Here is a 25,864-nt window from a genome sequence, read left to right as displayed (position 1 = left end):
ACCTCTAAGCTCTCACGAGCATAAGGTCAAGCTAAGTAATAATTGAAGGTAGGGTTTAAAAAGCTAAGCTTTTCTCCGCCTTACTCTGAGAAACTCAGCCAAATCGATTCTCTGCTCCAGCCACTCTTTTGCAAAGCCTGTAATCACCAGCGGAACTTTTCTAAGCTCTTCCACATCTCTCGCTCCAACAAGAAACATGGCATTTCTAAGCTCGTCAATGTACCTCTGGAGAACCCTAATGACTCCTTCAACATCGCCCTTAACCGCAGGTTTCAGCAGAGGCAACGCAACTCCAGCCAAGTTTGCTCCAAGGGCTAAGGCTTTTGCAATCATTATACCATCTCTAATTCCGCCAGTTGCTATTATCGGCAAGTCGGTTGCATATTTAACTTCCACAACACTAATTGCTGTGGGAATTCCCCAGTCCCAGAATTTCAGAGCCAGATTTCTGCTCCTCTCGTCCTTTGCTCTGTAATACTCAACACCGCTCCAGCTCGTGCCTCCAAGACCACCAACGTCAACCGCATCAATGCCAATGCTCTCAAGCTTTATCGCAACCTCCATTGAAACTCCAGCGCCTGTTTCTTTGGCTATTATTGGATATGGGAACTCACTCTTAAGTTCAGCCAACGCTTTAAGAATCCCCCTGTATTGAGTATCCCCTTCAGGCTGGACACTCTCTTGGAGGGGATTCATGTGGATAGCTAAAGCATCGGCTTGAATCGTCTCGACAGCCTTTAGTGCCTCTTCAATACCATAACGATCTGGCATGGTCTCAGCGAATTGGGGAGCACCTAAGTTTCCAATAAGAAAGATATCGGGTGCAACATCCCTAACGTAGTAGCTCTCCCATGTCTCTGGATTTCTAATCATCGCCCTCTGACTTCCAACCCCCATTGGAATGTTCAGCTCTTGGGCAGCCTTAGCTAAGGTTTTGTTTATCCTTCCAGCGAGCTGAGAGCCCTTTGTTCCACCTGTCATTCCAGCAATCATTATAGGATAGTCAAATTTCCTTCCAAGAAACTCAACGCTCAAGTCAATTTCATCTTTATCAATTTCCGGGAGAGAGGTGTGGACAAAGTGAATATTTTCGAATTGATTGGTTACATGAGCCTCAACTTGCCGCTTTAGGCAGTGCTCAATATGTTCAAACTTCCTAATTATCGTGAGCTCCTCCTTGCCCATAAAAGCACCTCCTAAATGAAAAGTGCAAGAATAGGTTAAGAGATTTTTGGATGCTCAAGTTTTCTAAGCCTTGTGCCAACTCTTTGACCTTTGATGGCCTTGCCCAGATTTCCTCTAACTTTCCCGTTTATGAAATAAACTTCACTGTGCTCTGCTATCTTTAAAGCCTCTCTCAGCTTGTTTCCAATTCCTCCAGTTACATCAATTCCAGCTGACTCTGAACTTTCCAGCAAATGCCTAATTTCTTCAGCATTGAGCTCTTCAATCAGCTTTGCATCTCTTTCCCTTGGATTTTTGTTGTAAATTCCATCAACGTCCATCAAAAAGATGACTTTGTTCGGCTTAAGCATCTTTGCTAAATAGCTTACTATCTGATCTCCCGAAAGAATGCCTATGCCCTTATCGAGAGCTATTGCCGTGTCCCCAAACAGAATGGGGATAAACTTAAGCTCGAGAAGCTTTCTCAAAATCTCAAGCTCAGCATAAACTATCTCTTTATTTTCAATCAGAAAAATCGATGAGGAAGATACAGAATAAGCGGGCAAGCCTTTCTCTAAGAAAGTTTGAACTATCAAGTCATTAAGCCTGAGCATTGCCTGATGCGTTTTTGAAAAACCAATTCTCTTTCTATCAACATTTCCAACAAGCCCTTCTGGGATTTTGTATTCCTTTGCATTTGGATGCCCAAAGCTCCCGCCACCGTGAACCAATATGAAGTTCTCTTCTGGATAAAACTGGGCAATTTCTTCAGCTATCTGCTCTACTATGTACTTGTGAAACGAGTATTCCTTCTCTTTGTCACTTATTACACTTCCACCAAGTTTGATGATTATCATTCCTCAACCTCCTCTATTCTAAGACCCTCCCTGCTGATCTTTGTTATCATAGGCATTCCACCGGCAATCTTTATTGCTGTTGCCACTTCACTCTGCTTTCCTGGAGCTAAGGCGTACATACACCCCCCACCACCGGCGCCCGTAATTTTTGCCCCTAAAGCGCCAGCCTCCCTCGAAGCATATACCAAATCACTTAAGCTCTTTGTTGAGACTCCAAGAGCGTCAAGCAAACCATGATTTATGTTCATGAGTTGTCCAAGAAGCTGGAATTTAATTTCTTTATCATAATCCGCCAGAATAACCTCCTTGGCTTTCTCAACGACCTTGCCCATTGAGTTCAGGATTGGAGTGATAATATCGGGCATCTCCTCAAAGCTCCTTCTCACTTTTGCAACCAACTCCTTTGTGCTGCCGCTTGAACCAGTGTATCCGACAACGATCGGCAGTTCTATTGCTGGTAACTCCTCAAACGTACCCTTCTCATAGTAAAGGAAACCACCAATTGCCGAAACTGTTGGATCAATTCCGCTCGAAGCTCCCTGGACTAAAAGCTCAGTTTTATGTCCGAGCTTTGCAACTTCTTCCTTTGTGAGCTCCAAGCCTAAAAGCTTTGAAACTGCACCGATTGTTGCAACTGCCACAGCTGCTGATGAACCCAAACCAGCACCAACAGGAATTTGTGACGTTATAGATACTGTAACTCCCTTTTGCTTTCCTGCTTCTTCTAAAACAAGGTTTATGGCTTCTCTTACGTAGCTCAAAACCTCAGCTGCTTTTCCGTAGTCGGTTTCAAAGTAAATTTCACTTTCCGAAAAAGACACGGTTAACCCGGGGATTTTAATATCCTTTGCCTCAATTCTAATTCTCCCGTTCTTGTTGAACTCAGCCCAGACATAAGTTCTCAAATCAATAGCGGCTGCTATGGCAGGTTTTCCATAAACAACGCTGTGCTCACCAAAGAGAATAATTTTAGCTGGAGCTGAAGCGAGAACTCTCATTTCTGACCCTCCTTCTTGATAATTTTAAATAATTCAAATTCCAGCTTGGCAAATCTGAGATTATAGTCTGCCAGACGATCTCTAAATCAACTCCAAAATAAGCATGAATAAGCCTGTCTCTCATTCCAGCAATTTCCTTCCAAGGGATTTGAGGGTATTTTTGCTTGATTTCTTCTGGGACATTTTTGGCAGCTTCTCCTATAACTTCCAAGTTTCTTAAGACTGCGTCGATAGTTTTTTCATCTCTCATGAAATCTCCAAAAGACATGCCGGCGGTGTAACGTTTTATTTTTTCAATTGACCTAAGGATATCTCCAATATACAGATATGGATTTCTCATATGTATTTCACCTCTTGGAGAATTTTGCTTTCTAATTGGTTTCTTCAATGCTTTTTTTGTAGTTAAATCAACTTTAACTCCAAGTAGACTCTCGAGATATTCTTGAAGCTTAATGAACTCAATAAATCCAATAGGTCTGCCAAATTCAACTAAAATGTCAATATCACTTGTTTCCTTTTGCTCCCCTCTTGAATAAGACCCGAAGATCCCAATCCTCTTAACTCCAAATTTTTTGTAGAGTTCTTCTTTATGAGTCTGGAGTATCTTTTGTATCTCTTCAAGGGTTCTCATTCTATCGCCTCCAAACCAATGTAGTCATAGTAATACCGCTTGAAATCTTCGAACTCTTCAATGGTCTTGTATGCGATGTCATACAAAAATCCCCAATCCCTGCAAAACAGCACAACACCCTTTAGGCATTCCCTTCTGAGAAAGATTGGCAACAAGTTGAAGATTTGCACATCGTAATTATCTGGAAGTTCCCCAAGGATCTTCATCCTGAATTCAAAAGCCTCTCTCTTTGTGCCGTCATAGTAAATGCATAAATCAACATCGCTATCCTTTCGAGCTTCTCCTCTCGCATGAGAGCCGTACAGAATTATGAATTTAACTTTTCCCTCTTTGTCAAGATCGAGGATTCTTCTTACTGCATCTTCAATCTTCATGGTTTAAAGTACATCCATCGAATTTATTTTCCTTTTGGTTGTTCACACAGGACTCTTAGATATTGAAACCATAGAAGGATTATACCTCCAACGGCAAATGTAAAAATGAACAAACCTATAACATCAACAATCCAATGCATCTTAAATGTACTGCAGGAAGAACAGCATTTCCTTGTTAGATACTTTACACTAACACTATATCCGGGTAGTGCAGCTAACCCTAAAAGAACTGTTCCACCTAAAGCTTTTACACATGAGTTGTTGATTTCAGAGTAGGCTACAGCAAATAATATCAGCATTCCACCAACTAAAAAGAAATACACGGCAGACTTCAAGATAAGCTCCACAGCATCTGAGTCATTAAAATAAGGAGTATCCATGTTAAGCAGAAATTCCAGCAGGTAGATAACAGCAAGTATAAAAAGGAGAAAGCCCACGCCTTTAAGCAATTTTTGGGTCATGCCATCAACTGCCATATCGTTAACACTCTTTTTGGCTTTTTCACGTCTTTCTCATCACAACTGACGCATAGCCAACTATTGCATCTGTACTTCTGCTGACTTCAAAGCTTGTAGTGTAGTGTAAAAGTTCTGCTTCATTAGCATCAGCTAACCTTGAAAACACTATCCCAGCGGCAACTCCACCTGGACCGCACATTGTGTGATCCATTTTCCTTATCTCATCGAACATACCTTTGTAGTCAAACTCCAGGATTCTCTGAATAACCCTGAAATCCCACTCCTTAATCCTGCCGAGCAAGTCTTCTCCTCTCGCCCTGAAGGGAATGTAGCCGTACATGTAGCCATAGTGCATCATGTCAGTGCTTGCAATCACAACAACATCTCTGCCAAGCTCTTGAGATGCTTCAAAAATTGCTTTTCCTAAGTCCTCAGCAACCTCCTCATCTTGAAGCCCAAGAGTTATCGGCACTATTTTGATTTTCCTGCCAGCTTTATCAGCTATGTACTGTATAAATGGTAGCTGAACCTCTATGGAATGCTCATACTTGTGAGCCAGCTCATCCAAGTCAGCAATGCTGGAATTCTTGACAATTGCTTTGGCTAACTCGGCATCCACTTCAACCCCTCCTAACGGAGTGATCCATTCTCCTTCTGGATATACGGCAACAGGTGAGCCTAAGCCAGTGTGATTTGGTCCTATTATGACGAATGTCTCTGGAAGACCGTCTTCATAAATAGCTTTGTATGTTCTTGAAGCCGTATAACCAGAGAAAACATAGCCGGCATGAGGTGCAACGCCTGCTGTTATCTTTCTCTCACTGCCAAGCTCACCCAAGTCACTGAAAAAGCGTTCAAGCATTATCACAAGCTCTTCGCCAGTGGGATAAAAGCTGCCTGCTACGGCAGGATACCTAATCATCACTACCACCCAAAATAAGTTACGCAGAAGAACTTATAGCATTTTGGTTAAAATCATTAAGCTAAGAATGAAGAAAAGAAAGCTTAAGTCCTAATAATCCTCATCTCAAAGTCCTCGACTGGAACCTTGAAGTCCTCCCTGTTCTCGATTTCTTTGCGGTTGTAGAGGATCTCCCTTGCAAGTATCCAGTAAATCAAGGCCAGAGCCTTTCTACCTTTGTTGTTTGTTGGAATTGCCAAGTCAACATAGCTGAGCAAGTTCTCGGTATCAACTAAGGCTACGATGGGAATTCCAACTTCAACAGCTTCCTTGAGTGCCTGGTGGTCAGCCCTCGGGTCTGTGACAATCAAAACATCTGGCTCAAAGAAGTTTTTGACTGCTGGATTTGTCATTGTCCCTGGAAGGAATCTCCCCGGAATTGCCCTCGCCCCTGTAACTTCACCGAACTTTTTAACAGGCTTCTGACCGTAGAGTCTAACGCTGACCGCTAAGACCTTGTCTGGCTCAAACTTTGCAAGGAACTTACCAGCAATGCGGAGCCTTTCATCCGTCTTCCTAACATCCAAAACGTAGAGACCATCTTGCCTGACCCTATATATGAACTTCTTCATATCCTTAGTTTTCTGCTGTGTTCCGATGTGAACTCCAGCCGCCAAATATTGGTCAAGTGGAACCAAATACTCATCCATTCCTTTCACCCCTCAAATGTTATTATCCTTCCTCTTTCACCCAAATCTTCGGCTATCCTAATCAGTTCGTTTATTTTAACGAGCGAATCTTTGTAAAGCATTATAGCTGGGCATTTGAGCCCAACAGCCATATGAGGCAAAGCCTCATCAGCTGATTCAAACTTTGCCTCAGCCAATATGGGCGTAATCCTCTCGGATTTCGCATCATTCACAAGGTTGTATAAGTCGGTAAGTGTGCCGAAGTTTATAGGCTTTATTGAAAGCGCGTTGTAGTACCTCCTATCAATTATATCCTTCTCCTTAAAGAGGTATTCACCATCAACAAAAACTCCATGTGTGCTGGCAATGAGCTCAAGGAAAAGCTCTTCCCCTCCAAGCGGCTTTATATAGGCTATGTTGTTGTCCTCTACCGTCCTGAGAACTTCTTCAAGCTCAAGAGGTCTTTTTTGAACAATCCCTATTGCAATATCCAATCCAAGTTCATCACTTGCGGCTTCTGAAGCCTTTGAAAGCTCCTCAACACTTGTTTTTTCTGCGTGTTCTTCAATCTTGACCATCGCATCAACAACATCTGTTATCTCCATCAAATCTCTGACCATAACGTAGTACTCAAAAGCCTCATCACTTGCAAAGCCGATGAGCGGCACTGGAAGTTCCGTTGTAAATGTCCCTCCGATGTAGCTGTAAAGAGGCATCTTCTTGACGTTAGCTGCAGCTTTTGCGACAGCTACTGAAACAGCCAATGCAGTGTTGGCACCTATATGGCTCAAATTGTCCGTCCCATCAATCTCCCAGAGATAACTGTCAATGAGCTCCTGTTCTTGAGCATCAAACCCAATTAATTCAGGGCCTATAATCTCATCTACTTCGCTAACAGCTCTGTGGGCTTCAACAATGTATAGGGAAGGGTTCTCGTCAACGGGAGCTGCAAATCTCCCAAAGCCAGAGCTGGTTATAACATCAACTTCAATCGAATATTTGCCACCTCTGAGGATTGTAACCCTACCCACAACGTTCTCTATTATCGTCATCTTTCATCAGCTCGGCCTTATAACGGTTATTGGTATTATACCCTTTTCAAACTCCAATATTGCAGCATCCAACGGGGTTATGCCCTCTGGAACGTCAATCAAGACGGGAGCTCCCATTGCTATCTGCAGTGCCCTTGCTCCAATGATTCTCGCCTTTTCAAATCTCGTGTACTTGAACATGTTTATCACATATGCCAATTTTGGTGGGGCCGCCGGGATTTGAACCCGGGTCTCCGGCGCCCCAGGCCGAGAGGATGGACCAAGCTACCCCACGGCCCCACCTAAAGAAATGTGGTTTTTTCAATACACTCTATACTGCATTATGTCATCAATCAACTCAACATGAGTGAGCAGCATTCTCCTGCAGCAGTATCTCTCCAATCCAAGGTCGTCAAGCACTTTCTCAGGGTCTTCACCATTCTCAACGCGCTCTTTAAAGATGTAGTATTTATCACCTATGACCTTTCCACATGTAAAGCATCTCACGGGAACTATCAACCAAATCACCTTTTAACGTTTTCACCTAAAGTGTTAAAGGAAAGCAAACCAATTCAACGATAGCTCTTTTGCCTCTTTGCTCTTGGACCTTTTGTTGACCTGTTTGGCTTGTGTGGCTCAGTTCTTCTGCTGTCACCGACAAGCATTGTTCTGTCGTACTTCATGAACTTCTCCTTGAGATTCATGTCTCCCGTCCACTCTACTAAAGCCCTTGCAATTGCGACTCTTGCAGCCTCAGCCTGCCCCATGAATCCTCCACCCTGTACTTTGACGTCAATGTCAACTTTGCTGACGATTTCTTCACCAGCTAAGATAAGCGGCTCAAGGATTGTGAATCTTGCGATTTCCGGCTCAATGATTTCAACGGGCTTGTTGTTGATCCTTATCCTGCCCTTACCCTCTCTAATCGTTGCCCTTGCAATTGCGGTCTTTCTCTTTCCGGCCGTTTGAATGATCCTCATTATTATCACCTCAGAATTTTCCACCCAAATACTTTGCAACTTCCCCAACCGTCACATACTTAGGTGTCTTAAGCCTTGACATATGTGCTTCCATTATTGTCTCAAACTCTCTTCCTTCAAACTCCTTTGGAACACCGGCGTAAACCTTGAGTCTCTTGAAAGCCTTCCTGCCTCTGTCGGTCTTCCATGGAAGCATCCCTCTGATTGTCCTTCTGACGATCTCGTCACTTCTCTTTGGATAGAACGGACCTCTTCTTGGATTTGTCCTTGTTCTAAGCTCTGTCCTCTGCTTATACTTTGCAAAGATGTCCTCTCTGTTTCCAGTGATTATAGCTTTTTCAGCGTTGACAATAATAACCTCTTCACCTTCAAGGAGCATCTTGGCGACTTTTGATGCAAGTCTTCCCAATATGAGACCTTCAGCGTTAATAATTCTCATAGCCCATCACTCCATTATGATTACTCCACTACCTTTTGGATTTCTCTCGATTAATTCTTCAATTGTTATTGCCTCTCCACCAGCGTTGATAATCTTTTCTTTAGCTTTTTCGCTGAACTTCCACGCGGCGACAATAACCTTATGGTCAAGGTTTCCTGCACCAAGAACGCTTCCTGGGACTATAACAACGTCCCCTTCCTTTGTGTATCTGTTAATTTTGCTGACGTTTACCTCAGCTCTCTGCCTTCTTGGTCTTTCAAGACGCCAAGCTATGTCCTTCCATATCTTTACTCCTTCCTCGTTTGACTTCTTCCTTAAATATCTTATAAGCCTTCTCAAATTAATATCAGTTGGACCAGTTCTCTTCATGAGCATTCCTCCTCAATTCCTTCTCGCAGCGAGGGACGGGGTGATCATTATGGTGCGGGGGCGGGGATTTGAACCCCGGAACCCCTGCGGGACGGGACCCTGAATCCCGCGCCTTTGACCAGGCTCGGCAACCCCCGCACTACGGCTATTCGGCTAATTTATGAAGCTCGTTTATAAATTTATCGCTCTTTCTCATTAAAATCTTGAGCGCTATGCTCACTATTTCCTCAACTGGCAGTTCTCCGTTGCTTTCTACTGTAAACACGAATGTATCCGGCACAATTTCTTCTTTAATCAGAGTGCCAATGTACTGCTCAAATTCTCTTGGAAGATAGAAAGCGGTTATTGTCTTTATTACCAGCTCCTCTTCGGTTTCTTCGGTAGGTAGCTTTCTTTTCTTTGCCAGCTTCTTTATTTTCTCCCACTCTGGAACTTCTTTGCTGACATGAATCTCTGTGAGGTATTTGTAATAAGCAAAGCCCGGCTGCCACTTCGCATGATCTTTTCCTCTTCCAAGCTTGGCATAGGCGTTTAGAGTCAATTTTTGACCTTCAGCCAGCTTTACAATCGGTATGTTTGGTGTCACAGGCTTAACATCAGGGTCATCACTCTTTAAATCACCTGAGTACACTACACCCGGTCCTTCAGCCTCTAAGCTTAAAGTGACAGTATATTCATCAAGCTCAAGAGCATCAAGCTCAAACCTGTCATATGGAGTGGTAAGGGGTATCATAGCCAAGCGATGGGCTATAATCTCATCGAAAAGGGCTGAATCGTTCTCATAGAACTCAACCTCATCAACTGCAAAAGTCGGGACCTCTCCGATTATCACCCTTCTCAGTGCATTTGCGAAAGCTGCATCAACGCCCTCTAAGATAAAGCGAATTGCATCTTCCCTTTTTTCAAGAACTTTGATTTTCATTTTTTCTCACCAAAAAAGAAGTTGTAAAGAAAGCTAAACTCTTCTACCCCTACGACCGCCCTTGGGTCTTGTACCATCATGAGGTATTGGTGTTACGTCCTCAACGCGACCGATTTTGAGACCAGCCCTGGCTAAAGCTCTAATTGCCGCCTGAGCACCAGGTCCAGGTGTTTTGCTCTTACTTCCTCCGGGGGCTCTAACTTTAATGTGAACACCAACAATACCCTTCTCCAAAGCCTCTTCAGCTGCCCTCTTGGCAGCGATCATTGCTGCATACGGAGATGGCTCATCTCTGTCTGCCTTAACAACCATACCACCGCTCCATCTTGAAATTGTCTCTGCACCTGTGAGGTCAGTTATGTGAATTATGGTGTTGTTGTATGAGGAGTAAATGTGAGCAACTCCCCATTTCTCCTTCTTCTTAATATTTACCTCCTCACTCATTGAGCCTCACCCGCCTGCTTAGCCTGCTCAATAACAACCCTCTCGGGGTGTGACTCCTTAGCAAAAGGCGAGGTCTTTGCATAGGTTATGCCATCTTCTTCTTCTCTGAGAACGAGGTAGCTTGGTGACCTGATTATTTGCCCGTTGACCTCTATGTGCCCGTGAACAATGAGCTGTCTTGCCTGTTTAATTGTCCTTGCAAGTCCCTTCTTATAAACAAGTGTCTGAAGTCTTCTCTCCAAGATGTCTTCAATTGTAAGTGAGAGAACATCATCCAATACTGCATTTTCTGGAAGAAGCCCAAGCCTTGTTAATCTCTGAAGGAGCTGCTGTCTCTCAATCTCTGCCTGCTTCCCTCTTGCCGCAAGAAGTCTTCTTGCTCTTCTTCTGAACTCCTTAAGCTGAGTCTCGTGCTTCCAAAGCTCTTTCTTGTTTTTGAGAGCATACTTCTTCATCAAAACTCTTTCTCTGTCAAGCCTTTCCTTAATCCATGGATGAGAGGGAGTTTCGTACTTCTTCCTTTGTCTCTTAGGGTCTCCCATTTATATCACCTCACTTCTTCTTTCTCCTTACACCGACTGTTGTTCCTCTTCTGAAGTTTGATCTTGTTCTCTGTCCTCTCAATGGCAAGCCAAGCTCGTGCCTAATGCCTCTGTATGCCCTAATTCTCCTGAGCCTGTTGATGTCCTCACGCCATGCCATGACAAGCTTTGCACCAATGAGGTGCATGTCCCTTCCAGTCTCGTAGTCCTTTGGTCTGTTTACTGCCCAGGGTGGGATTCCATGTTTAACTGGATCCTCAAGGATTTCCTCAATGAGCTTAACCTGCTCGTCTGTTAGATAACCTGCCTTCTGAAATGGATCTAATCCAGCAACTCTGCACACCATCGTGGCAAAGTTTATGCCTATCCCTTTTATTCCTGTGAGCGCCCATCTAAGTTGCTTATTCCCATCCAAATCGACTCCCGCAACACGAACGATGTGTCTGAAATCTGCCATTATAACTACACCTCCAGCTTCAATCCTTCAAAGAGGATTTTGGCGCCGGGACGGGGATTTGAACCCCGGCGGGCAAACGCCCACGGGCTCTCAAGGCCCGCGCCATCCCAGGCTAGGCGATCCCGGCATATACCCTATAACCACTCCCTTTAGCTAATTCTCTTACATCATTAAAGGTTTGCTCCATTAGGGCTTTAATAAACTTTGCGCCCTGATTAGTTCTTATCACCAGCTGGAGCAGACCTCCATCGTAGAGATGCTTGGGAGCATTTATAACTATTTCCCTCAAAACTTCCTTGCCAGCATGCACCGGAGGGTTTGTAATTATGCTGTGAAACTTTTCTCCTTTGATGGGTTCATAAAGATTGCCCCACCTAACCTCGGCATTCTTCACATTGTTGATTTTTAAGTTTTTCTTTGCTATGCTTACTGCTCTCCTGTTAATGTCAGTCATGACAACGTAATCAACGAATTTAGATATCACAATGCCAATTGCACCATACCCACAGCCCAAATCCAAAACACGCCAGTCTTTTTCGAGAATAGCATTTTCAACCAATAACCGAGTGCCTTCATCATATTTACCAAAGGAGAAGACTCCGCTCGCTGTAATGAACTTAAAATACTGTCCTCTAATAAATACCTTAATTGTCTTGGTTTTTAGTGGAACATTGGGATTTTTGGAATAGTAGTGGCTCATGGTTGAAGATTTGTTGGAGGGTTTAAAAAGATGGCTCTATGAGACAATGTGTTATGCAACAGTGGAAAAAAGCTAATGATTACCCCAATCTATGAGGGAGAGATTTTTGAGAGACATGAAGTTATCACCCTGTCAATGTCCGGATTTAACTACATACAGTGTGGTCAAAGCTATGATGATTAACCATGCCCAAGACAGGGCTCCAGGAACAGTTGCCCCTGTATATCCTCGAAGAGACATATAATTTGCAATGCTTATGGACAAAACAAACAACGCTATTTCAATATTTAAGAGCCAGCCTTCTCTACCTATCCTTTTCCGATACACTAAAAGGAAAAGAAAATACAATGAGCCAATAAACATACCAGCATAGACTCCTAGTTTGTCCCATGACATCATATTACCACATCTCCATAGTGGTCACTCAAATTAATGTTCAATTCCTTATAACCTTTCCTTTTACCAAACGTCATTATTTCCGCTTTTTTGTGGAATTGAGGTATTCCAGCTATAGTTTCACTAGCCTATTTAGAGGGAGTAAAGTGATATCCAAATGAGTGCAACAGTGGAAAAAAGAAGTCTATGAAAACCCCACAATCACCACATCTTTGGATACCAGTCCCTTGGCATGAAGACTTTTTCAACATCAACAGCTATTCCCTTGCTCTTGTTGAGCATCTCTTGACTCGTCATCATAGCTTTTCCTAACGCAACAAGCTCATCTTTGAGCGTCATTATAGCAACCAAATCCCCCCTCTTTATGCCAGCATGAAGCTTAACAATCCCAGGAACTGCCAAATCAGCTCCATAAGTCACGGCAGCAACCGCTGAATCCCTAATCCAGACCTTTGGCAGATGTTCCACAGCCTTTTCCATCGGCTGGATTGCTTTGCGGAAGTATTCTTCAATTCCATCTTCCTTCCAAAAGTGATAGTAATCTACAAGATCGTGCAAAGTCACTAATGTTTCATCCTCCTTAAACGGCCCGCTTCTCGTTCTTCTCAGCTCGGCCATGTGAGCACCGACTCCCAAAGCCAGTCCTATGTGGTGAATTAGTGAACGTATGTAGGTTCCAGCTTCAACACCGACTCTGAAGAGCACATCCTTGCCGTCAATCTCCAAAATCTCGATGTAGTAAACTTTTCTTGTTCTCAATCTTCTTTTAACAGCACTCCTAAGCGGTGGTCTCTGGATGATTTCCCCCTCAAACTCCTTCATGACTTTGTAGATTTTATCCTCTGGAACATCACCGTGAAGATGCATTAAAGCCACATACTCCTTTCCAGCAGGTAGAAGGGCCTGAACAACACGGGTTGCTTTCTCAAGGGCGACAGGCAAAACTCCGCTGACCTTTGGATCAAGTGTTCCCCCATGACCAGCTTTCTTTAAGTTAAAGAGCCTTTTAATCCACGCAACAACCTCGTGACTTGTCGGCCCTGGAGGCTTGTCTAAGTTGATTATACCAAACTGCATGTGCATTTCTATTGGTCTTTTTTCTGGAGGAAAGCCCCATTTTGGGTTAGTTTCAGCTTTTTCATCTTTGATTAACACTTCCCTCTTGATGTCTGCAGGAAGGATTCTCCTAACCTCATCTCTCGCCATGAGCATCACCTATGGATCATTTAAAACTTCAATAAATTCATCTTTATCTACGCCAGCTAATTTAAGAATTCCTAAAAGTGTTCCAAGTTTTAACTCCTCATGCAAGGGAACAACAGTACCTATTTTTCTGCCATCAATATATTTAACCAGTACTACATGGCTTCCTTTTTGTCTTGAAACTTTGAACCCAAACTTCCTAACGAGAACTTTGATAACTTCCTCACCCGAGAGCTTTGGCAATCTGGACATTGAAATCCCCAATAAGCTTTATTTTCCTAAGTTCCTCTTTTAGTTCCGGAAACTCCTCCAAATACAACTCTACAGCTTCTTTTAAATTTTCAAGTGCTTCTTCAATAGTTTCACCTTGGGTAGTTACTCCTGTAAAGACCTCCTTAACCACGTACACTCCCTCTTCTTCCCATATCACTGCGTGAAGAGTTAGCATTTTCTCACCTCATTAAAATTTAGTATTTTGCTTTATAAATCTGCCCTCAGAATTTGAACTTATAATCAAATGCGGGCCATCCCGGGAAGTACTTCGCCATCCTGATGTAAAAGGGAACAAAAACCTCACTTTTGTTTTTGTGAATTGCTTCAATAATGGCATCAGCAACTTTTTCTGCTGGGATTGCTCCCTTTGGTACTCTCTTCCAGAAAGGGGTAGCAACCTGTTTTGGGTAAATCCGAATGGCACTAATGCCCCTATTTTTAAGCTCTTTTTCAAGATTCATTGCAAGATAGTGGAGGGCTGCCTTTGATGCACCATAAGCCGGTAAATCCACAGAATTTATAAAAGCAACACCACTAATTACAAAAACTACTTTCCCACCTTTTGGAATCATGTCCAGAAGCTCCTTCGTAAGCGCAATTGGGGCTATTGCATTTACCCTGAAAAGCCTCTCAAGCTCATCTTCATCCTGCTCAAGAAGGGGTTTAGCTATAGCAAAGCCCGCGTTGTTGATGAGAAGGTCAAGCCTCCCAATACTCCTTTGTTCCAGCGCCTTTCTAATCCTTTTTGCCGCTTCCTTTTCACTTAAATCCATAATAATGTAGTCAAAATTTTCGAGTGTGCTAAGCTCTCTCAGGGCTTTTTCATTCCTGCCAACTCCAATAACAAAATAACCCTCTTCAATCAACTTCTTTACAATTAACTTTCCAATTCCACCGGAAGCTCCAGTAACAAGTGCATTTTTCATAAATCTCACCCAGGTAAGAATAGAAAAGAGAAGTCAAAAAGCTTGGCTTGAAACTAAGCCAAGCTGATTCCAGCCTGCTCCCAAAGCAGCCTTAACTTCCTCGTCGCTTGCTCCTCTCGGGATGTTAATCTTCTCCGGAAGCGGCTCAATGTGCTTTATGTTCATCCTTCTTCTCTTAACCTTGTTCAAACCAGCTCCGGTAACGAGGACGAAGTTCTTGTCAATTATATCAACCACAACAACCTTTTGTCCAGCTCTTCTTCCGGCAATAACAACAGCTATTCTCCCTATATCAATTGCTGGCATTCATCCCACCTCCTCATTTTTTCTTTCTAAACCCCGTGTCGCCATCGGGGTACAGGTGGTCGATGGCGGCCTTCACAATAGCGAAGACCCCATCGGGCGACCATTTCGAAGTGTTTATAACCAAATCATAAATCGAAAGGTCGTTGATGTCAATGCCATAAAGGTTTAAATATCTTTTCCTATTTTGCTTTTCCCTCTCGGCAATCTGCATGAATGCCTCTTCAACACTAATGCCCTCTCTTCTCGCAACCCTTTCAGCTCTAACTTTAATTGGGGCATCAAGCCATATTTTAAGGTCAGCATTCCTAACCATCCAACCAGCTAAACGACCCTCAATCACGACGTTGCACTCCTTTGCAGCCTCAACTTGCCTCCGATCTACTTCCCTGTCGATCTCTGGGTGGAGCTCAGCGTATTTTTGAAACTCTTGCAGGGTCATTCCCATTTCCCTTGCCATCTGTCTGAAAATTAAGCCGGCATATATGTGCTTAAATCCGTAGTGCCTGGCGATGTTCCTGCAGAGCGTCGTTGTGCCTGAACCAGCTAAACCGCTTACTGTTATCACTAAGCAACCTTTTGGCATCTCAACCACTTATAAAAGTTTTAAAAAATCAGGAAATTTGAGCTCTAACCTGAGCCTTCATAACCTTGCGCATGCAGCTTGGACAGAGGTGTGGCATTGGTCTCTCTGGTCTTTTCTTGGTCTTTGGCAACTTCCTCAGTTCACTTGGTCTTCCTCTTGGAATGCCGTTAAGTGGCCTTCCACACATTGCACAGTGGGCTATCTTTGGCTTCCTTCTCTCAAAGTGTATGACAGTCCTTCCTCCAGGGGTTCTAACGTATTTCCTCCTCCATGACCTTGATCTATACATTGGTTTCATTTTCTCCACCTCGCTTAGCATTTTTGTTCAGCATTTTTAAACTTAACTAAGCCATGTCAAGCAGCTTTCTTAAAACCTGTCCTACTACCATTGAAGTCAGGATGTACCATCCAATGTAGCCGAGCTCATTTGCATGGAGAGCCGATGACTTGTGGAAAAAGTCAGCAAGGAAAAAGTTGAATGGCAGCTTTACAACAACAACTTCGGTGTACCATCTCCTCATCCATCCAAAGAATATCCAGAATATTGGCATTGTCACGAGCATTGGTTTAAAGAACGTATCCTTCATAACTTCATTCTGGAGCTTTAAAAGCTCCATCTGTTTCTGCTGAAGTTTTCTAAGTTTCTTTTCATCTCCCGACTTCTTTGCTTCATTCCATTCCTTTTGAAACTCTTTGCTGAGTTTCTGAAGTCTCTTCATCTTTTCCTGGTCAACTAAGAAATAATTTACCAACGTAAAGAATGCACCCAAGAGTATTCCTGAAATTGTCACTACCCATAATGGATGAGTTGAGACCAGCAACGGTCCAAATACCTTATCCAGTACAGCATATATAGGCTCAAGCATATTCCTCCACCGCCAAATCAAGTATTTTTACCAACTCATTAACAGCCTCTTCAAGACCTTTATCTTCATGGTTTTCAATTATCTTTATAAGTGCATTGGAATGCATTGCATAGCTTATCGCAGCAGCCCTATTTAAATCTTGATGTCTTTGAATCTGCTCTTCAGTTTCAACATCTCTATCTCTTTTGAGATCCCTCAATCTTCTTCCGAGGATCTCGCTTGGAGTTGCTTCTATTATTACAATGAAAGTCGGGTTTATTGTCTCAATAACTTTCCGGGGAAATCCAAGCAGATAGCCAAGAGGAGTTCTGATCGTTGCATGGGTATCCAACAAGACGGGTTCTTTTTTTGCTATCTCTGCAATTTTTTCTGCTGCCTTCTGCTGAAGAATTCTCTGCTTTGGCAGATCCAGTTTTCTCATCTCATCCCTGTGCCTAACCCAGCCCAACTTTACAGCTTCCTCAAACATTAAGTCTCCAAAGTTGATGAGCCTGAATTTAGCCCGGGTTCTTCTTAAAGCTAATCTTGTTATAGTACTCTTACCCACCCCAGGAATACCAGTTATCATGACCACAAACGGCATCGATATCACCTTAATGAATCTGAGATTAAGTTCAATGAGATTTGCTGTCAAAGGGATAAAAGAAGTGGGGGTTTAAAGATTTTTTGGAAAAAGAAATGTCAACCAAAGAACCTGCGAAGCATTGGGAACATTTCGCTTACTTGCTCTCTGGCTATCTCTTCATAGAACCTGTAGAGTATACCAACAGTCAGCAGTATTCCAGTCCCAGTTCCTAATGCCCCAAGGAAATCTGCCAGTATTGCAACCACTGCCAGTGTAAATGAACCCCAGAAAGTAACATATGGAATATACCTCTGGAGGACCCTCTCAAGTATTCTCGGATCTCTCCTGAATCCCGGAATCTGGAGCCCTGCTCTTTGCAGTTGTCTCGCTATACTTTTTGCATCCAATCCAGTTAGCTCAACCCAGAGGAATCCGAACATCAGGGAAAAGAATATTGTCATGATAGCATAGATCAATGCCCTTACTGGGTCTGCAGTAACGTGGAAAATGTCCCTTGGAGGAATCGTATATCTGACAAATCCAGAAATCGCTGCACCTGTTTCTGGATCAAACTGCCCCAAAATTGGATGGCCAAGTCTCTGTAGCAGTCTTGCCCAGAGCTGAATATTTGCATAAAGTGCAAAGGTCAGGATAATTGGAATGTTTGAAACGTACATAAACCTTATTGGATACCTCCCCCTAACCGTGACCCTTCCGTAGCTGAGTGGAATTTCAACACGCATGCTTTCTAAGTAAACCACTATGAGGAAGACAACAAATGTTGCAAGCACATTGCTCATGTCTGGCAGGTTCCCTCTATAAAATCCACCTGTCAAATCACCGTTGATTAAATGCTGGATAAACGCAGGAATCGCACCAATTATAGCAGGTTTTCCAGTGAGGGGATCAATCACTTGAGTTGTGGTTAGTGGATTGAACGCTCTTGTAATTATAGTCTGGGAAACACCAGCCGCAATGAAAAGGCTTATACCACTCCCAATTCCCCATTTGCTCACAAGTTCATCCATTATGATGAGCAGTATTCCGCCCATAGCCAGCTGTAGCATCAGGAGTATTTTAATACTGGTTGCAGGATTTCCAAATGCTCCAGCGAATACATATATAGCTGCCTCAAAGAAGCACATGAACACTGCGAATACTCTCTGCAGTGCCTGATAAAACCTTCTATCCTCATGATCAGATAAATCAAGCTTAATAATTTCAGAACCGACTAAAAGCTGCATGATAATTCCGGCTGTGACTATAGGCCCAATACCCAGAGTTAGAATGCTTCCACTTCTACCCGCAAGAACAACTCTCAAAGTTTGAAAATAATCCTGAACAGTTGGAGGCATGCCAAATAGGGGTATTTCTGAGAGTATAAAGTATAACAACAACACAATACCCGTCCAAGCAAACTTTTCTTTCAAGGGGACATGTCGTTTTGGTCTTTCGATTTCTGGAAACCATCTTTCCAATGCATATACTACATCTCTTACGCCCATGATTAACACCTGCCAAAAGTTAAAATAAAAAGATCAAGCAAGGACAGCCTCTCCCCCTGCTTCTCTAATCTTTTCCTGAGCCTTGGGGGAGAATGCATAAGCTTTAATGACCAAAGGCTTTGTAAGCTTTCCAGTTCCTAAGACTTTGTCGGCGAACTGGGTTGTATCAACGATGATCTTTCCATTCTCTTCATATGCAACTCCCATCTGCATGAGCTCGTCCAAGTGCTCATCAATGAACTTCAAGTTAACAGCAACGATTTCTCTCTGGACAGCTTTTGGTCTGCTGAATCCTCTCTTACCGAGATGATCAGGCATGTACTTAATAACCCAAGTCCACTTTGTCTTCTTCCTCTTTCCAGTTCCTGCCATTCCTCTACCGCCTTTGTGACCTCCACCCCTGTGCTTTTTCTTGCATCCCCAGCCATGAGTGTGGGAACCACGAAGCTTTCTCACTTTCTTCCTTCTCCTAATCATCATAAGCACCTCACAGCATTCTTTCTATAAGCTCATTAATCTTCTCGCCTCTGTAGCCCAAAGCTCCTCCCTCTTTGAATGTCCTCTTCTTGCTTCCCTTGAAGCCACCCCTTGGTGGATGGAGCCTAAAGACTGGCTTGAGATTTGGCAAGTCGCTGAGCTTCATTTCTCCGCTGATGACCTTTTCGGCGAACTCTTCAATTGTCATCCCAAGTTTCTCCTGAACATACTCATCTGTAACTCTCTTGTTTCCAATTAGCCTGCCCCTCTTTCTTATGAGCTTTGCAAGTGTTTCTGCATTAATTTCACCCCATGTAATGTAGTCCTTTGCCTTCTGAATCATTCCCTTGTAGCTTGGCGTGTCATCAACTATAACGAGATGGTTAACCTTATGAAGTCTGAGCATCGCAAGTGTATCCTTCACTGGTCTCTTAACTCCAACCCTTCCTCTAACCCTAATTATTGCTATTTTTGCCATCTTTGCTCACCTCACAGTTCAAAGCTCTGGGGCATCTCTCTACCAACGACTATACCGTACTTCTCAATCATTTCTGGTTTAATGGCAACCCTGTTAGTGTTGTAGAGTGCATCGAACACTGCCTTTGCGAAGTTAACTGTTGTTCTTGTTTCACCAAAGCTCTGGCTCCAGACGTCTTTAACTCCCGCCAATGTTAGTATTTTCTTGCCCACATCACCTATGACGAGACCAAGACCTCTTGGTCCAGGCATGAGCTTAACCCTAACGCTTCCCTCTTTCCCTTCAACTGCAAATGGGACTGAGTGCGGTCTCTTGCATCTGCACTCCCATGAACCACAGCCCCTCTTAATTTCAATGATGTTCATCTTGGCATAGTTTATTGCCTTTCTAATTGCAATTCCCACTTCCTTTCCGTGACCAATGCCCAGTCCAACATAGCCATCTCTGTTGCCAACTGCAGCCAAGACCCTGAATCTTACCCTTCTACCGCTGTCAGTCATTCTAACTGTCAGGGCAATGTCAAGAACTTGCTGGTTTTCCCTTGCGTTGACCTCTGGCAGTAAAACGTCAACAATCTCCGGCTCCTTAATCTGGTACCCCTTTCTGAACACTTCATGAATGTCGGTAATTTGTCCTTCTTTAACGAGCATGCCTAACTTAGTCCTGGGCTGCCACTCCTCCAATACCCTTTGAGCGTATTCCCTCCAGTCTTGGCTCATTCTCTCGCCTCCTCAAACTTTTCAATTATTCTCGCTTTGACCTCATCAAAGTGCTCTGGGAGCTTTTCAGGTTCGAGACCCTTAAGGAGATAACCGCCAAACTGTCTTCTGTACCTCTCCTCATCTTCCTCTTTGAGCATCTTAGCATATTCGGCTATATGTTCTCCCCTGATCCTATAATCCTCTGGGTAAATTTCCTCGCTGTGTGGAACGTTTAAACCAGCATCAACTGCACCTTTGAGGACAGCAAAGATGCTCGAACCTCTTGTTGGTGGGTGTAAGCCTATATCAAGGATGGCTTCGCTTATTCCCTTCTGCAACGCCTTGTAACCGATGAGCAGACCAAGCAGATAAGCACTTGGAGTGTTTCCACCGTGTCCCTTCCAGCCAAAGTCTCTCATCAATTCCCTTGTATGAGCTGAAACCAAAGTTCTGTCTCCTTTTGGATCGTAAACGATGATTTGGGCAATGTGATGGTTTAATGTTTTTCTAACAACTAACCTTGGCTTGCCCGACTTGAGGAGCTTAAGCCTCTTGTGATAGTTAGTCTTACCTTCTCTCCTTCTCCTGAATGGAACCCTATATCTTGGTCCGTGTGCCATTTATATCACCTCTTCAATATTCCCTTCTCCTCAAGGAACAGGTAGAGCTGGTGCTTGTTCTTGAACTGTCCACCTTTTGCTCTTATGTACAATCTCCTGTAGGTGTGAACATCTATCTTCTTCTCTGCCTTGAGTTTTCTAAGTTCTTTTCTCAATGCCCTGATGGTCATAATCCATCTCTCTTTCTTGCCCATTCTCGCTGTCTTCTTGCCCTTTCTGCTTCCTGGCCCCCTGTGTCTTCCTTTCTTCCTCTGCTCGTGCCTTATTTTAGCTCTGTAAGTGCTCTGTCCCTTGACTGGCTTTTTCTTAATAACTCCCTCTTTTATCAAACGCTTGATATCTTCCCTTGTGATTGCGGATTTGACATCCTCAATTCTCTCAGGGTCAATCCAGATTCTGTTCTCACCACATTTCAAAATCTCAGCAGCAATTCTTCTCTGCATTCTCATGATTATCACCCGTTGAGCACCTTAATACCCAGTTCTCTGGCTCTCTCAACTATCATAATCCTCTTCTTCTTTCCGACGGTTCTTGCAATCCTTGCTGCCTGTCTTGCCGGGTCAAGTGCCTCAAGCTCCTTGACGTTGTGCACTAACACTTCCTCATACCCACTTGGATGTAATCCTCTAACAAGTTTGGGTGAGCTCCATCCAATGCTTGGTGACCTTGGCTTACCCTTTTTCTTGAGTCTCATCTTGCTGTCAATTCCCTTTGGCCTTCTCCACTTTGGATCGTTCTTGAACTTTGGAAAGCGCCACCACTCCTGCCTGAGGAACTTGGGCTTTTTCCTCTTGAGCTTTGCCCTAATTCTTAAGAGTCTCGCTTTCTCATTCATTTCTCACACCTCAGAATTTTATAGGCTTGCCAGCCTTCTCAACAATGTAAATTCCATCTTGGAACACTCTTCTATCCCACTTTGTAATCCTCGTTGCCTGCTCAATATTTGCAGCTGTTTGTCCTACTTTTTCTTTATCGATTCCTTCAACAATGATTTCCTGTCCTTGAACTTTGACCTTGACTCCCGGCAATATTTGAGCTATTCTTGGAGCTTTTTCACCAAGGAAGTTCTCGATGATAACTTTATCTCCCTGAACCTTAACAGTAACTGGGAAGTGACTGTAAACAACCTTAAGCTTGTATGTGAAGCCCTCTGTTACACCCTTAATCATGTTGTTTATGTGTGCCTTGAATGTTCTTGCAATTGCTATGTCCTTTCTCCTTGGAAAGTCCTTGTAAATCACAACCTTGCCATCTTCTGTGAATATCTTAACTCCTGGATACTTCAGCTCTCTTTCAAGCTCACCTTTTGGCCCCTTTACTTTAACAAGGTTATTTTCAACGGTGACTTCAACTCCCTCTGGAATTTCAACTTCTTCCCTTACCCACGCATCAATTGGCATTTCTCTCACCTCAGTAGACGTAGGCTATCAGCCTTCCACCAATTCCCCTATCTCTTGCTTCTTTGTGGGTCATTACTCCTTGGGATGTTGAGACTATCAGTATTCCAAACTCGAATGCTGGGAGGAACCTCTTCTCCCAGTACTCATAGTCTCTCGCCTTGACAGGGAATCTTGGCTTTATTGCCCCAGCTTTGTTTATCTTGCCTATGAGCTGAACCCTATAAATTCCAGCCCTTCCGTCGTCGATGAACTCGAATTCACCGATGTAACCGTTTTCCTGCATGACCCTCAAAACTTCCCCAATGAGCTTTGAGGCTGGCTTTATGTAAACCTCTTTCTTCCCAACCTTCTCACTGTTTGTGATATGAGACAGGGCATTTGCCAGCGGATCAAGCAAAGTCATTTTCTCTCACCTCACTCGTATTTCCTAAATCCTAACTTTGGAGCCATCTCTCTAAAGCAGTGCCTGCACAACATAAGTCCGTGGATTCTGATGATCGGCCCATACTGTCCGCAACGAATGCACCTTCTCGCACCCTTACCAAACCTTCTCGGTTTTCTCCTGTTGTAGTCTGCCTTCGCCATTAATCATCCCTCCACAATCTCAACGCCAAACTCCTCTTGCATGAAAACCATACCTTCTTCTTTTGTCAGTTTGTGTCTTGTGGGTATCTTTGTTCTCTTTCTCCTCCTTCTTGCAACTCTAAATCCTGGTCTCTCAAGGGTGACACAGACATCCATACCGAAGATACCGATCTCTGGGTCGTATTCAACTCCCGGGATATTGATATGCTCATCAATTCCAAAGCAGACGTTTCCGTGTTCATCAAAACTTGATGCCTTGAGCTTGTTGTCAACTGCTGCTAAAAGTCTCTTGAGCATTTCATAGGCTTTCTTTCCTCTGAGTGTAACTTTTACAGCTATTGGCTCTCCTCTTCTAATTCCAAAATCCCTGTTTGTTTTCTTTGCCCTTCTCCTAATTGGCTTCTGTCCAACAAGCTGCTGGAGCATTGTCTCTGCTTTGGTTAGCCTTTCTCCGCTCCCGCCAACACCAATGTTGATTGTAACCTTAGCTATCCTCGGTCTCCTCATTGGATGAGCTTCCCAATCCGCTAAGATTGCCTCTCTATTTGCTATCATTTCAATTCACCTCATGGCAGTGAAATCCCTGGCTTGTCCTTTCCAATAACAAAGGCATACTCTTTGAGTGTGTCGAAGAGTTCGCCTTCTTGATCTTCAATTGTAACAACATCTGGCCAGCCCGCTGGGAAGTGTCTGACCTCAACTATCTTACCGATTCTTGCAACGTTCTTACCCTGTGTGACGAAGACGTATGCACCGATTTCAAACGGAAGTATCTCAGTGATTTCTCTCTCCGGCATCTTCATGAAGACCGTGTATGATGTCTTGAAGCGGTCTTTAACTTCATCTGTGAGTGAGCTGAGCTTTACGAGATAGTTAGTCCCATCATGGAAGCCAATCTGAAGGTTTCCTCCCTTGACCATGACCTTCCTGGTAATTCTAAGCGGCTTTATCTTAGCCTCTTCCTCGCTTATTGGATGGAGGATGAGCTTGCCAATTCTGTTTGGTAGAACCCTGTAATGCTCACCAGTCTCGGGGATTGAAACAACATCCATAATTCCAACTGGAAACTTGTAGTCTTTTCTTGCCTTGCCGTCTACGAGGATTTTGCCTTCGTTGAGTATCTTTCTTGCTTCTCTTGCCGTCTTTGCATAGCCAAGGTAATCTCTAACAATGTAGAGAAGTGGAATTGATGTTCTCATGTTGTGCGGTCCTGGCCTTGGTCTCACAGCCCACTTATAGGCTTTTCTCTCAATATACCATTGAGTTGGAGCTGCAAGCCTCTTTAAATGCCTCTTAGCACCTTTCCTTGCCATATTCAAGCCCTCCTCTCAATTATCTTCTTCCTTCTCTCATCGTCAAGGTTAAGCTCAACAATCATAACGTTTGAGGGATGTATTGGGTAGAACACTTCAGTTCCATTGACCTTCTTAAGTGTGACTCCCTCAACGTAAATCCTGTATCTCTTTAAGTCAACTTCAACAACTTTACCCTCAATACCCTTGTAATCTCCGCGCATAATTCTAACCTTATCACCAGTCCTTATTGGCAGGTTCCTTACGCCGTATTTCTCCCTGAGCTCTGGTGATAGTGTGGCACTCATTATCTTGTGCCTTAAGTGGAGAGGAGCGTTATATAAAAACTTCCTCTGCTTTCTTGGTTGCTTACTCTTAAGTCTCATCTCTCTCACCTCACAATACTATGCTCGCAATACCACCCAATCTAACCCACTTCTCAGCTGCTTCTCTTGCGATTGGTCCCCTGATTTCAGTTCCTCTCGGAACACCATCTTCTGTTGTAATAACAGCTGCATTGTCCTCAAACTTAACCCTCATACCATCCAATCTTCTGTATTCTTTTCTCTGTCTAACAATGACTGCCCTAACGACTTGGTGCCTCATGTCTGGTCTTCCCTTTTTAACCGTCGCAACTACCATATCACCAACGCCTGCACTTGCCAGCCTTCTTCTAACGCCATGGTATTCAACGACACCAATGATCTGGATTACCTTCGCACCGCTGTTATCAGCAACTTTAAGGTAAGCACCAACGGGTAAAGCCCTTGTAGGCCTTACAGGGGAAACACCTCTGGTTGCACCAGCACCTTTCTTTCCTCTCTTTGCCATCGCAATCACCTCTTACCAGCTTTCTGCAAAACTGCAACGACGACAAAGTGTTTTGTCTTGCTTAACGGCCTTGTCTCGGCAATCAACACTCTATCACCGGCTTTGGCATTGATGCATGGCGGATTGTGTGCATGTATTTTGCTCCTTCTGAGCTCGTATCTCTCGTACTTTCTAAGGTAGTGGTAGTACTGCCTTTCAACTGTAACTGTTCTTCTTGGCTTGTCACTGACAACTATTCCTTCAAATACCCTACCGTGGATCTTCAAGTGCCCATGCCAGGGGCACTTTGGATCATCACATTTTTCAGCGGGAGGTTGAATTCTCAACCCAATGTCTCTCATTTTTTCCACCTCTTCTTCAATCTCATCTCGGGTCTTCCAATCAGTTCCTTTCCATCGATCACGATTTTCTTATTGCCAACTTCAAACTCAAATTCAACAACGTTCTTGGGGATTATCCAAACCTTTTCCCCGACGATTGTAAGCGTATTTCTGGTCTCGTCTATTACATAACCCTCAATGCCAACCAGCTCTGGATGAGAGCTCTTCCTGATTCTCACCTTCAGCCCTATTAGCTCGTGCCATATTAATGTTTTCTTGTTCACTCGATTTCTATTAAGTCCTCTGAAAATCCATACTCTGCCAACAATTGCTTGACCTTTTCTCTGTGATCCCCTTGAAGCTCGATTCTTCCCTTCTTTACTGTTCCTCCGCATGCCAGCTTCGCCTTCAGTTTTTTTGCTATTTCCTCAAGGTCAAATTCCTTCTCGTCTATACCTTCAATTATTGTCTTCAGCTTTCCATACCTTGCACGTTCAATATAGACCTTAATCCTCTGCTGTTCTTTCAATACCTCTTTAAACAACATCTCATCCAGAGGGTTTACTATCCTTGGCACCAAA

At 43.6% G+C, this 25,864-nt stretch carries 45 protein-coding genes, 3 tRNA genes and 1 pseudogene; all 49 read right to left on the bottom strand.

Going from position 1 to position 25,864, the window contains the following annotated elements; translation table 11 throughout:
* Positions 1–63: 63 nt before the first annotated feature.
* Positions 64–1,185, bottom strand: a complete 1,122-nt coding sequence (gene fni / locus TERMP_RS00715; protein ID WP_013466420.1) for a type 2 isopentenyl-diphosphate Delta-isomerase — start codon at positions 1,183–1,185, stop codon at positions 64–66.
* Between the two features lie 35 nt (positions 1,186–1,220).
* Positions 1,221–2,021 carry an isopentenyl phosphate kinase gene (locus TERMP_RS00710; protein WP_013466419.1) on the bottom strand — a complete coding sequence of 267 codons (801 nt, stop codon included), beginning with the start codon at positions 2,019–2,021 and terminating at the stop codon, positions 1,221–1,223.
* Positions 2,018–3,019, bottom strand: coding sequence for a mevalonate kinase (locus TERMP_RS00705; RefSeq protein WP_013466418.1), 1,002 nt, complete (start codon positions 3,017–3,019; stop codon positions 2,018–2,020). Before TERMP_RS00705 ends, TERMP_RS00710 begins: the two co-directional genes overlap by 4 nt.
* Positions 2,991–3,650: a HepT-like ribonuclease domain-containing protein gene (locus tag TERMP_RS11660; protein ID WP_013466417.1), complete on the bottom strand. Its 660-nt coding sequence runs from the start codon at positions 3,648–3,650 to the stop codon at positions 2,991–2,993. Before TERMP_RS11660 ends, TERMP_RS00705 begins: the two co-directional genes overlap by 29 nt.
* A complete protein-coding gene (gene mntA / locus TERMP_RS00695) occupies positions 3,647–4,024 on the bottom strand; it encodes a type VII toxin-antitoxin system MntA family adenylyltransferase antitoxin (RefSeq protein ID WP_013466416.1) in 378 nt (125 codons plus the stop codon). The genes TERMP_RS11660 and mntA overlap by 4 nt, the downstream gene beginning before the upstream one ends.
* Before the next feature lie 23 nt (positions 4,025–4,047).
* Positions 4,048–4,500, bottom strand: a complete 453-nt coding sequence (locus TERMP_RS00690) for a hypothetical protein (RefSeq protein ID WP_013466415.1) — start codon at positions 4,498–4,500, stop codon at positions 4,048–4,050.
* 25 nt (positions 4,501–4,525) lie between these two features.
* Positions 4,526–5,404 carry an MEMO1 family protein gene (locus TERMP_RS00685; RefSeq protein WP_013466414.1) on the bottom strand — a complete coding sequence of 293 codons (879 nt, stop codon included), beginning with the start codon at positions 5,402–5,404 and terminating at the stop codon, positions 4,526–4,528.
* Positions 5,405–5,487: 83 nt separating this feature from the next.
* Positions 5,488–6,093, bottom strand: coding sequence for a 30S ribosomal protein S2 (gene rpsB / locus TERMP_RS00680; protein WP_013466413.1), 606 nt, complete (start codon positions 6,091–6,093; stop codon positions 5,488–5,490).
* 5 nt (positions 6,094–6,098) lie between these two features.
* A complete protein-coding gene (locus TERMP_RS00675) occupies positions 6,099–7,124 on the bottom strand; it encodes a hypothetical protein (RefSeq protein ID WP_013466412.1) in 1,026 nt (341 codons plus the stop codon).
* Positions 7,125–7,130: 6 nt separating this feature from the next.
* On the bottom strand, positions 7,131–7,304 hold the full coding sequence (locus tag TERMP_RS00670) for a DNA-directed RNA polymerase subunit K (protein WP_013466411.1): 174 nt from the start codon (positions 7,302–7,304) through the stop codon (positions 7,131–7,133).
* Positions 7,305–7,325: 21 nt separating this feature from the next.
* Positions 7,326–7,403: transfer RNA gene (locus tag TERMP_RS00665), tRNA-Pro, on the bottom strand.
* 21 nt (positions 7,404–7,424) lie between these two features.
* Entirely contained in the window at positions 7,425–7,622 is a 198-nt protein-coding gene (locus tag TERMP_RS00660; protein ID WP_013466410.1) for a DNA-directed RNA polymerase subunit N, read from the bottom strand.
* Between the two features lie 53 nt (positions 7,623–7,675).
* Positions 7,676–8,083 carry a 30S ribosomal protein S9 gene (locus TERMP_RS00655; RefSeq protein WP_013466409.1) on the bottom strand — a complete coding sequence of 136 codons (408 nt, stop codon included), beginning with the start codon at positions 8,081–8,083 and terminating at the stop codon, positions 7,676–7,678.
* A 10-nt stretch (positions 8,084–8,093) separates the two neighbouring features.
* Positions 8,094–8,522: a 50S ribosomal protein L13 gene (gene rplM, locus TERMP_RS00650; RefSeq protein WP_013466408.1), complete on the bottom strand. Its 429-nt coding sequence runs from the start codon at positions 8,520–8,522 to the stop codon at positions 8,094–8,096.
* A 6-nt stretch (positions 8,523–8,528) separates the two neighbouring features.
* A complete protein-coding gene (locus TERMP_RS00645; RefSeq protein WP_013466407.1) occupies positions 8,529–8,891 on the bottom strand; it encodes a 50S ribosomal protein L18e in 363 nt (120 codons plus the stop codon).
* 50 nt (positions 8,892–8,941) lie between these two features.
* Positions 8,942–9,029 (bottom strand) — tRNA-Leu (locus TERMP_RS00640).
* A 7-nt stretch (positions 9,030–9,036) separates the two neighbouring features.
* Positions 9,037–9,813 (bottom strand): DNA-directed RNA polymerase subunit D, encoded by a 777-nt coding sequence (locus tag TERMP_RS00635; protein ID WP_013466406.1) that lies wholly within the window; start codon positions 9,811–9,813, stop codon positions 9,037–9,039.
* Between the two features lie 33 nt (positions 9,814–9,846).
* Positions 9,847–10,257 (bottom strand): 30S ribosomal protein S11, encoded by a 411-nt coding sequence (locus TERMP_RS00630; protein ID WP_013466405.1) that lies wholly within the window; start codon positions 10,255–10,257, stop codon positions 9,847–9,849.
* Positions 10,254–10,799, bottom strand: coding sequence for a 30S ribosomal protein S4 (locus TERMP_RS00625; RefSeq protein WP_013466404.1), 546 nt, complete (start codon positions 10,797–10,799; stop codon positions 10,254–10,256). Before TERMP_RS00625 ends, TERMP_RS00630 begins: the two co-directional genes overlap by 4 nt.
* Positions 10,800–10,809: 10 nt before the next feature.
* The gene (locus tag TERMP_RS00620; RefSeq protein WP_013466403.1) at positions 10,810–11,256 is read right to left on the bottom strand and encodes a 30S ribosomal protein S13; all 447 of its coding nucleotides are present in this window, start codon (positions 11,254–11,256) and stop codon (positions 10,810–10,812) included.
* Positions 11,257–11,296: 40 nt separating this feature from the next.
* Positions 11,297–11,383 (bottom strand) — tRNA-Ser (locus TERMP_RS00615).
* A complete protein-coding gene (locus TERMP_RS11360; protein WP_081452193.1) occupies positions 11,369–11,956 on the bottom strand; it encodes a class I SAM-dependent methyltransferase in 588 nt (195 codons plus the stop codon). The genes TERMP_RS00615 and TERMP_RS11360 overlap by 15 nt, the downstream gene beginning before the upstream one ends.
* Before the next feature lie 132 nt (positions 11,957–12,088).
* Positions 12,089–12,355, bottom strand: a complete 267-nt coding sequence (locus tag TERMP_RS00610; RefSeq protein ID WP_048159698.1) for a hypothetical protein — start codon at positions 12,353–12,355, stop codon at positions 12,089–12,091.
* 198 nt (positions 12,356–12,553) lie between these two features.
* Positions 12,554–13,558, bottom strand: a complete 1,005-nt coding sequence (locus TERMP_RS00605; protein WP_013466400.1) for an RNA-guided pseudouridylation complex pseudouridine synthase subunit Cbf5 — start codon at positions 13,556–13,558, stop codon at positions 12,554–12,556.
* 9 nt (positions 13,559–13,567) lie between these two features.
* Positions 13,568–13,807: a type II toxin-antitoxin system HicA family toxin gene (locus tag TERMP_RS00600; protein ID WP_013466399.1), complete on the bottom strand. Its 240-nt coding sequence runs from the start codon at positions 13,805–13,807 to the stop codon at positions 13,568–13,570.
* Positions 13,779–14,003: a type II toxin-antitoxin system HicB family antitoxin gene (locus TERMP_RS00595; protein WP_013466398.1), complete on the bottom strand. Its 225-nt coding sequence runs from the start codon at positions 14,001–14,003 to the stop codon at positions 13,779–13,781. The genes TERMP_RS00600 and TERMP_RS00595 overlap by 29 nt, the downstream gene beginning before the upstream one ends.
* Before the next feature lie 46 nt (positions 14,004–14,049).
* Positions 14,050–14,754: an SDR family NAD(P)-dependent oxidoreductase gene (locus TERMP_RS00590; RefSeq protein WP_013466397.1), complete on the bottom strand. Its 705-nt coding sequence runs from the start codon at positions 14,752–14,754 to the stop codon at positions 14,050–14,052.
* A gap of 53 nt (positions 14,755–14,807) precedes the next feature.
* Positions 14,808–15,060: pseudogene (locus TERMP_RS00585) on the bottom strand (50S ribosomal protein L14e).
* Positions 15,061–15,073: 13 nt separating this feature from the next.
* A complete protein-coding gene (gene cmk / locus TERMP_RS00580) occupies positions 15,074–15,643 on the bottom strand; it encodes a (d)CMP kinase (RefSeq protein ID WP_048159697.1) in 570 nt (189 codons plus the stop codon).
* Positions 15,644–15,671: 28 nt separating this feature from the next.
* Positions 15,672–15,941, bottom strand: a complete 270-nt coding sequence (locus tag TERMP_RS00575; protein ID WP_013466394.1) for a 50S ribosomal protein L34e — start codon at positions 15,939–15,941, stop codon at positions 15,672–15,674.
* Between the two features lie 46 nt (positions 15,942–15,987).
* Positions 15,988–16,509, bottom strand: a complete 522-nt coding sequence (locus TERMP_RS00570; RefSeq protein ID WP_013466393.1) for a DUF106 domain-containing protein — start codon at positions 16,507–16,509, stop codon at positions 15,988–15,990.
* Entirely contained in the window at positions 16,502–17,092 is a 591-nt protein-coding gene (locus tag TERMP_RS00565; protein WP_013466392.1) for an adenylate kinase, read from the bottom strand. Before TERMP_RS00565 ends, TERMP_RS00570 begins: the two co-directional genes overlap by 8 nt.
* Positions 17,093–17,190: 98 nt before the next feature.
* Positions 17,191–18,579 (bottom strand): preprotein translocase subunit SecY, encoded by a 1,389-nt coding sequence (gene secY / locus TERMP_RS00560; protein ID WP_013466391.1) that lies wholly within the window; start codon positions 18,577–18,579, stop codon positions 17,191–17,193.
* A 33-nt stretch (positions 18,580–18,612) separates the two neighbouring features.
* Positions 18,613–19,056 carry an uL15m family ribosomal protein gene (locus TERMP_RS00555; RefSeq protein ID WP_013466390.1) on the bottom strand — a complete coding sequence of 148 codons (444 nt, stop codon included), beginning with the start codon at positions 19,054–19,056 and terminating at the stop codon, positions 18,613–18,615.
* 10 nt (positions 19,057–19,066) lie between these two features.
* Positions 19,067–19,534 (bottom strand): 50S ribosomal protein L30, encoded by a 468-nt coding sequence (locus TERMP_RS00550; protein ID WP_013466389.1) that lies wholly within the window; start codon positions 19,532–19,534, stop codon positions 19,067–19,069.
* An 11-nt stretch (positions 19,535–19,545) separates the two neighbouring features.
* The gene (gene rpsE, locus TERMP_RS00545; protein ID WP_013466388.1) at positions 19,546–20,253 is read right to left on the bottom strand and encodes a 30S ribosomal protein S5; all 708 of its coding nucleotides are present in this window, start codon (positions 20,251–20,253) and stop codon (positions 19,546–19,548) included.
* Positions 20,250–20,855, bottom strand: a complete 606-nt coding sequence (locus TERMP_RS00540) for a 50S ribosomal protein L18 (protein ID WP_013466387.1) — start codon at positions 20,853–20,855, stop codon at positions 20,250–20,252. Before TERMP_RS00540 ends, rpsE begins: the two co-directional genes overlap by 4 nt.
* A 5-nt stretch (positions 20,856–20,860) precedes the next feature.
* Positions 20,861–21,304 carry a 50S ribosomal protein L19e gene (locus TERMP_RS00535; RefSeq protein WP_373419378.1) on the bottom strand — a complete coding sequence of 148 codons (444 nt, stop codon included), beginning with the start codon at positions 21,302–21,304 and terminating at the stop codon, positions 20,861–20,863.
* 5 nt (positions 21,305–21,309) lie between these two features.
* Entirely contained in the window at positions 21,310–21,690 is a 381-nt protein-coding gene (locus TERMP_RS00530; protein ID WP_013466385.1) for a 50S ribosomal protein L32e, read from the bottom strand.
* 10 nt (positions 21,691–21,700) lie between these two features.
* The gene (locus TERMP_RS00525; protein WP_013466384.1) at positions 21,701–22,255 is read right to left on the bottom strand and encodes a 50S ribosomal protein L6; all 555 of its coding nucleotides are present in this window, start codon (positions 22,253–22,255) and stop codon (positions 21,701–21,703) included.
* A gap of 10 nt (positions 22,256–22,265) precedes the next feature.
* The gene (locus TERMP_RS00520) at positions 22,266–22,658 is read right to left on the bottom strand and encodes a 30S ribosomal protein S8 (RefSeq protein WP_013466383.1); all 393 of its coding nucleotides are present in this window, start codon (positions 22,656–22,658) and stop codon (positions 22,266–22,268) included.
* A gap of 11 nt (positions 22,659–22,669) precedes the next feature.
* The gene (locus tag TERMP_RS00515; protein WP_013466382.1) at positions 22,670–22,840 is read right to left on the bottom strand and encodes a 30S ribosomal protein S14; all 171 of its coding nucleotides are present in this window, start codon (positions 22,838–22,840) and stop codon (positions 22,670–22,672) included.
* A 3-nt stretch (positions 22,841–22,843) separates the two neighbouring features.
* Positions 22,844–23,395 carry a 50S ribosomal protein L5 gene (locus TERMP_RS00510; protein WP_013466381.1) on the bottom strand — a complete coding sequence of 184 codons (552 nt, stop codon included), beginning with the start codon at positions 23,393–23,395 and terminating at the stop codon, positions 22,844–22,846.
* Positions 23,396–23,406: 11 nt separating this feature from the next.
* The gene (locus TERMP_RS00505; RefSeq protein WP_013466380.1) at positions 23,407–24,153 is read right to left on the bottom strand and encodes a 30S ribosomal protein S4e; all 747 of its coding nucleotides are present in this window, start codon (positions 24,151–24,153) and stop codon (positions 23,407–23,409) included.
* A 2-nt stretch (positions 24,154–24,155) separates the two neighbouring features.
* The gene (gene rplX, locus TERMP_RS00500) at positions 24,156–24,518 is read right to left on the bottom strand and encodes a 50S ribosomal protein L24 (RefSeq protein WP_013466379.1); all 363 of its coding nucleotides are present in this window, start codon (positions 24,516–24,518) and stop codon (positions 24,156–24,158) included.
* Positions 24,519–24,528: 10 nt separating this feature from the next.
* Positions 24,529–24,963: a 50S ribosomal protein L14 gene (locus TERMP_RS00495; RefSeq protein WP_013466378.1), complete on the bottom strand. Its 435-nt coding sequence runs from the start codon at positions 24,961–24,963 to the stop codon at positions 24,529–24,531.
* Between the two features lie 5 nt (positions 24,964–24,968).
* The gene (locus TERMP_RS00490) at positions 24,969–25,304 is read right to left on the bottom strand and encodes a 30S ribosomal protein S17 (protein WP_013466377.1); all 336 of its coding nucleotides are present in this window, start codon (positions 25,302–25,304) and stop codon (positions 24,969–24,971) included.
* Positions 25,301–25,678, bottom strand: a complete 378-nt coding sequence (locus tag TERMP_RS00485) for a ribonuclease P protein component 1 (RefSeq protein ID WP_081452192.1) — start codon at positions 25,676–25,678, stop codon at positions 25,301–25,303. The genes TERMP_RS00490 and TERMP_RS00485 overlap by 4 nt, the downstream gene beginning before the upstream one ends.
* On the bottom strand, positions 25,564–25,863 hold the full coding sequence (gene yciH / locus TERMP_RS00480; RefSeq protein ID WP_193385904.1) for a stress response translation initiation inhibitor YciH: 300 nt from the start codon (positions 25,861–25,863) through the stop codon (positions 25,564–25,566). The genes TERMP_RS00485 and yciH overlap by 115 nt, the downstream gene beginning before the upstream one ends.
* Between the last annotated feature and the right edge of the window lies 1 nt (position 25,864).

The sequence above is a fragment of the Thermococcus barophilus MP genome (assembly GCF_000151105.2).
Lineage (GTDB): Archaea > Methanobacteriota_B > Thermococci > Thermococcales > Thermococcaceae > Thermococcus_B > Thermococcus_B barophilus.
This window is presented reverse-complemented; position numbering and strand designations above follow the sequence as displayed.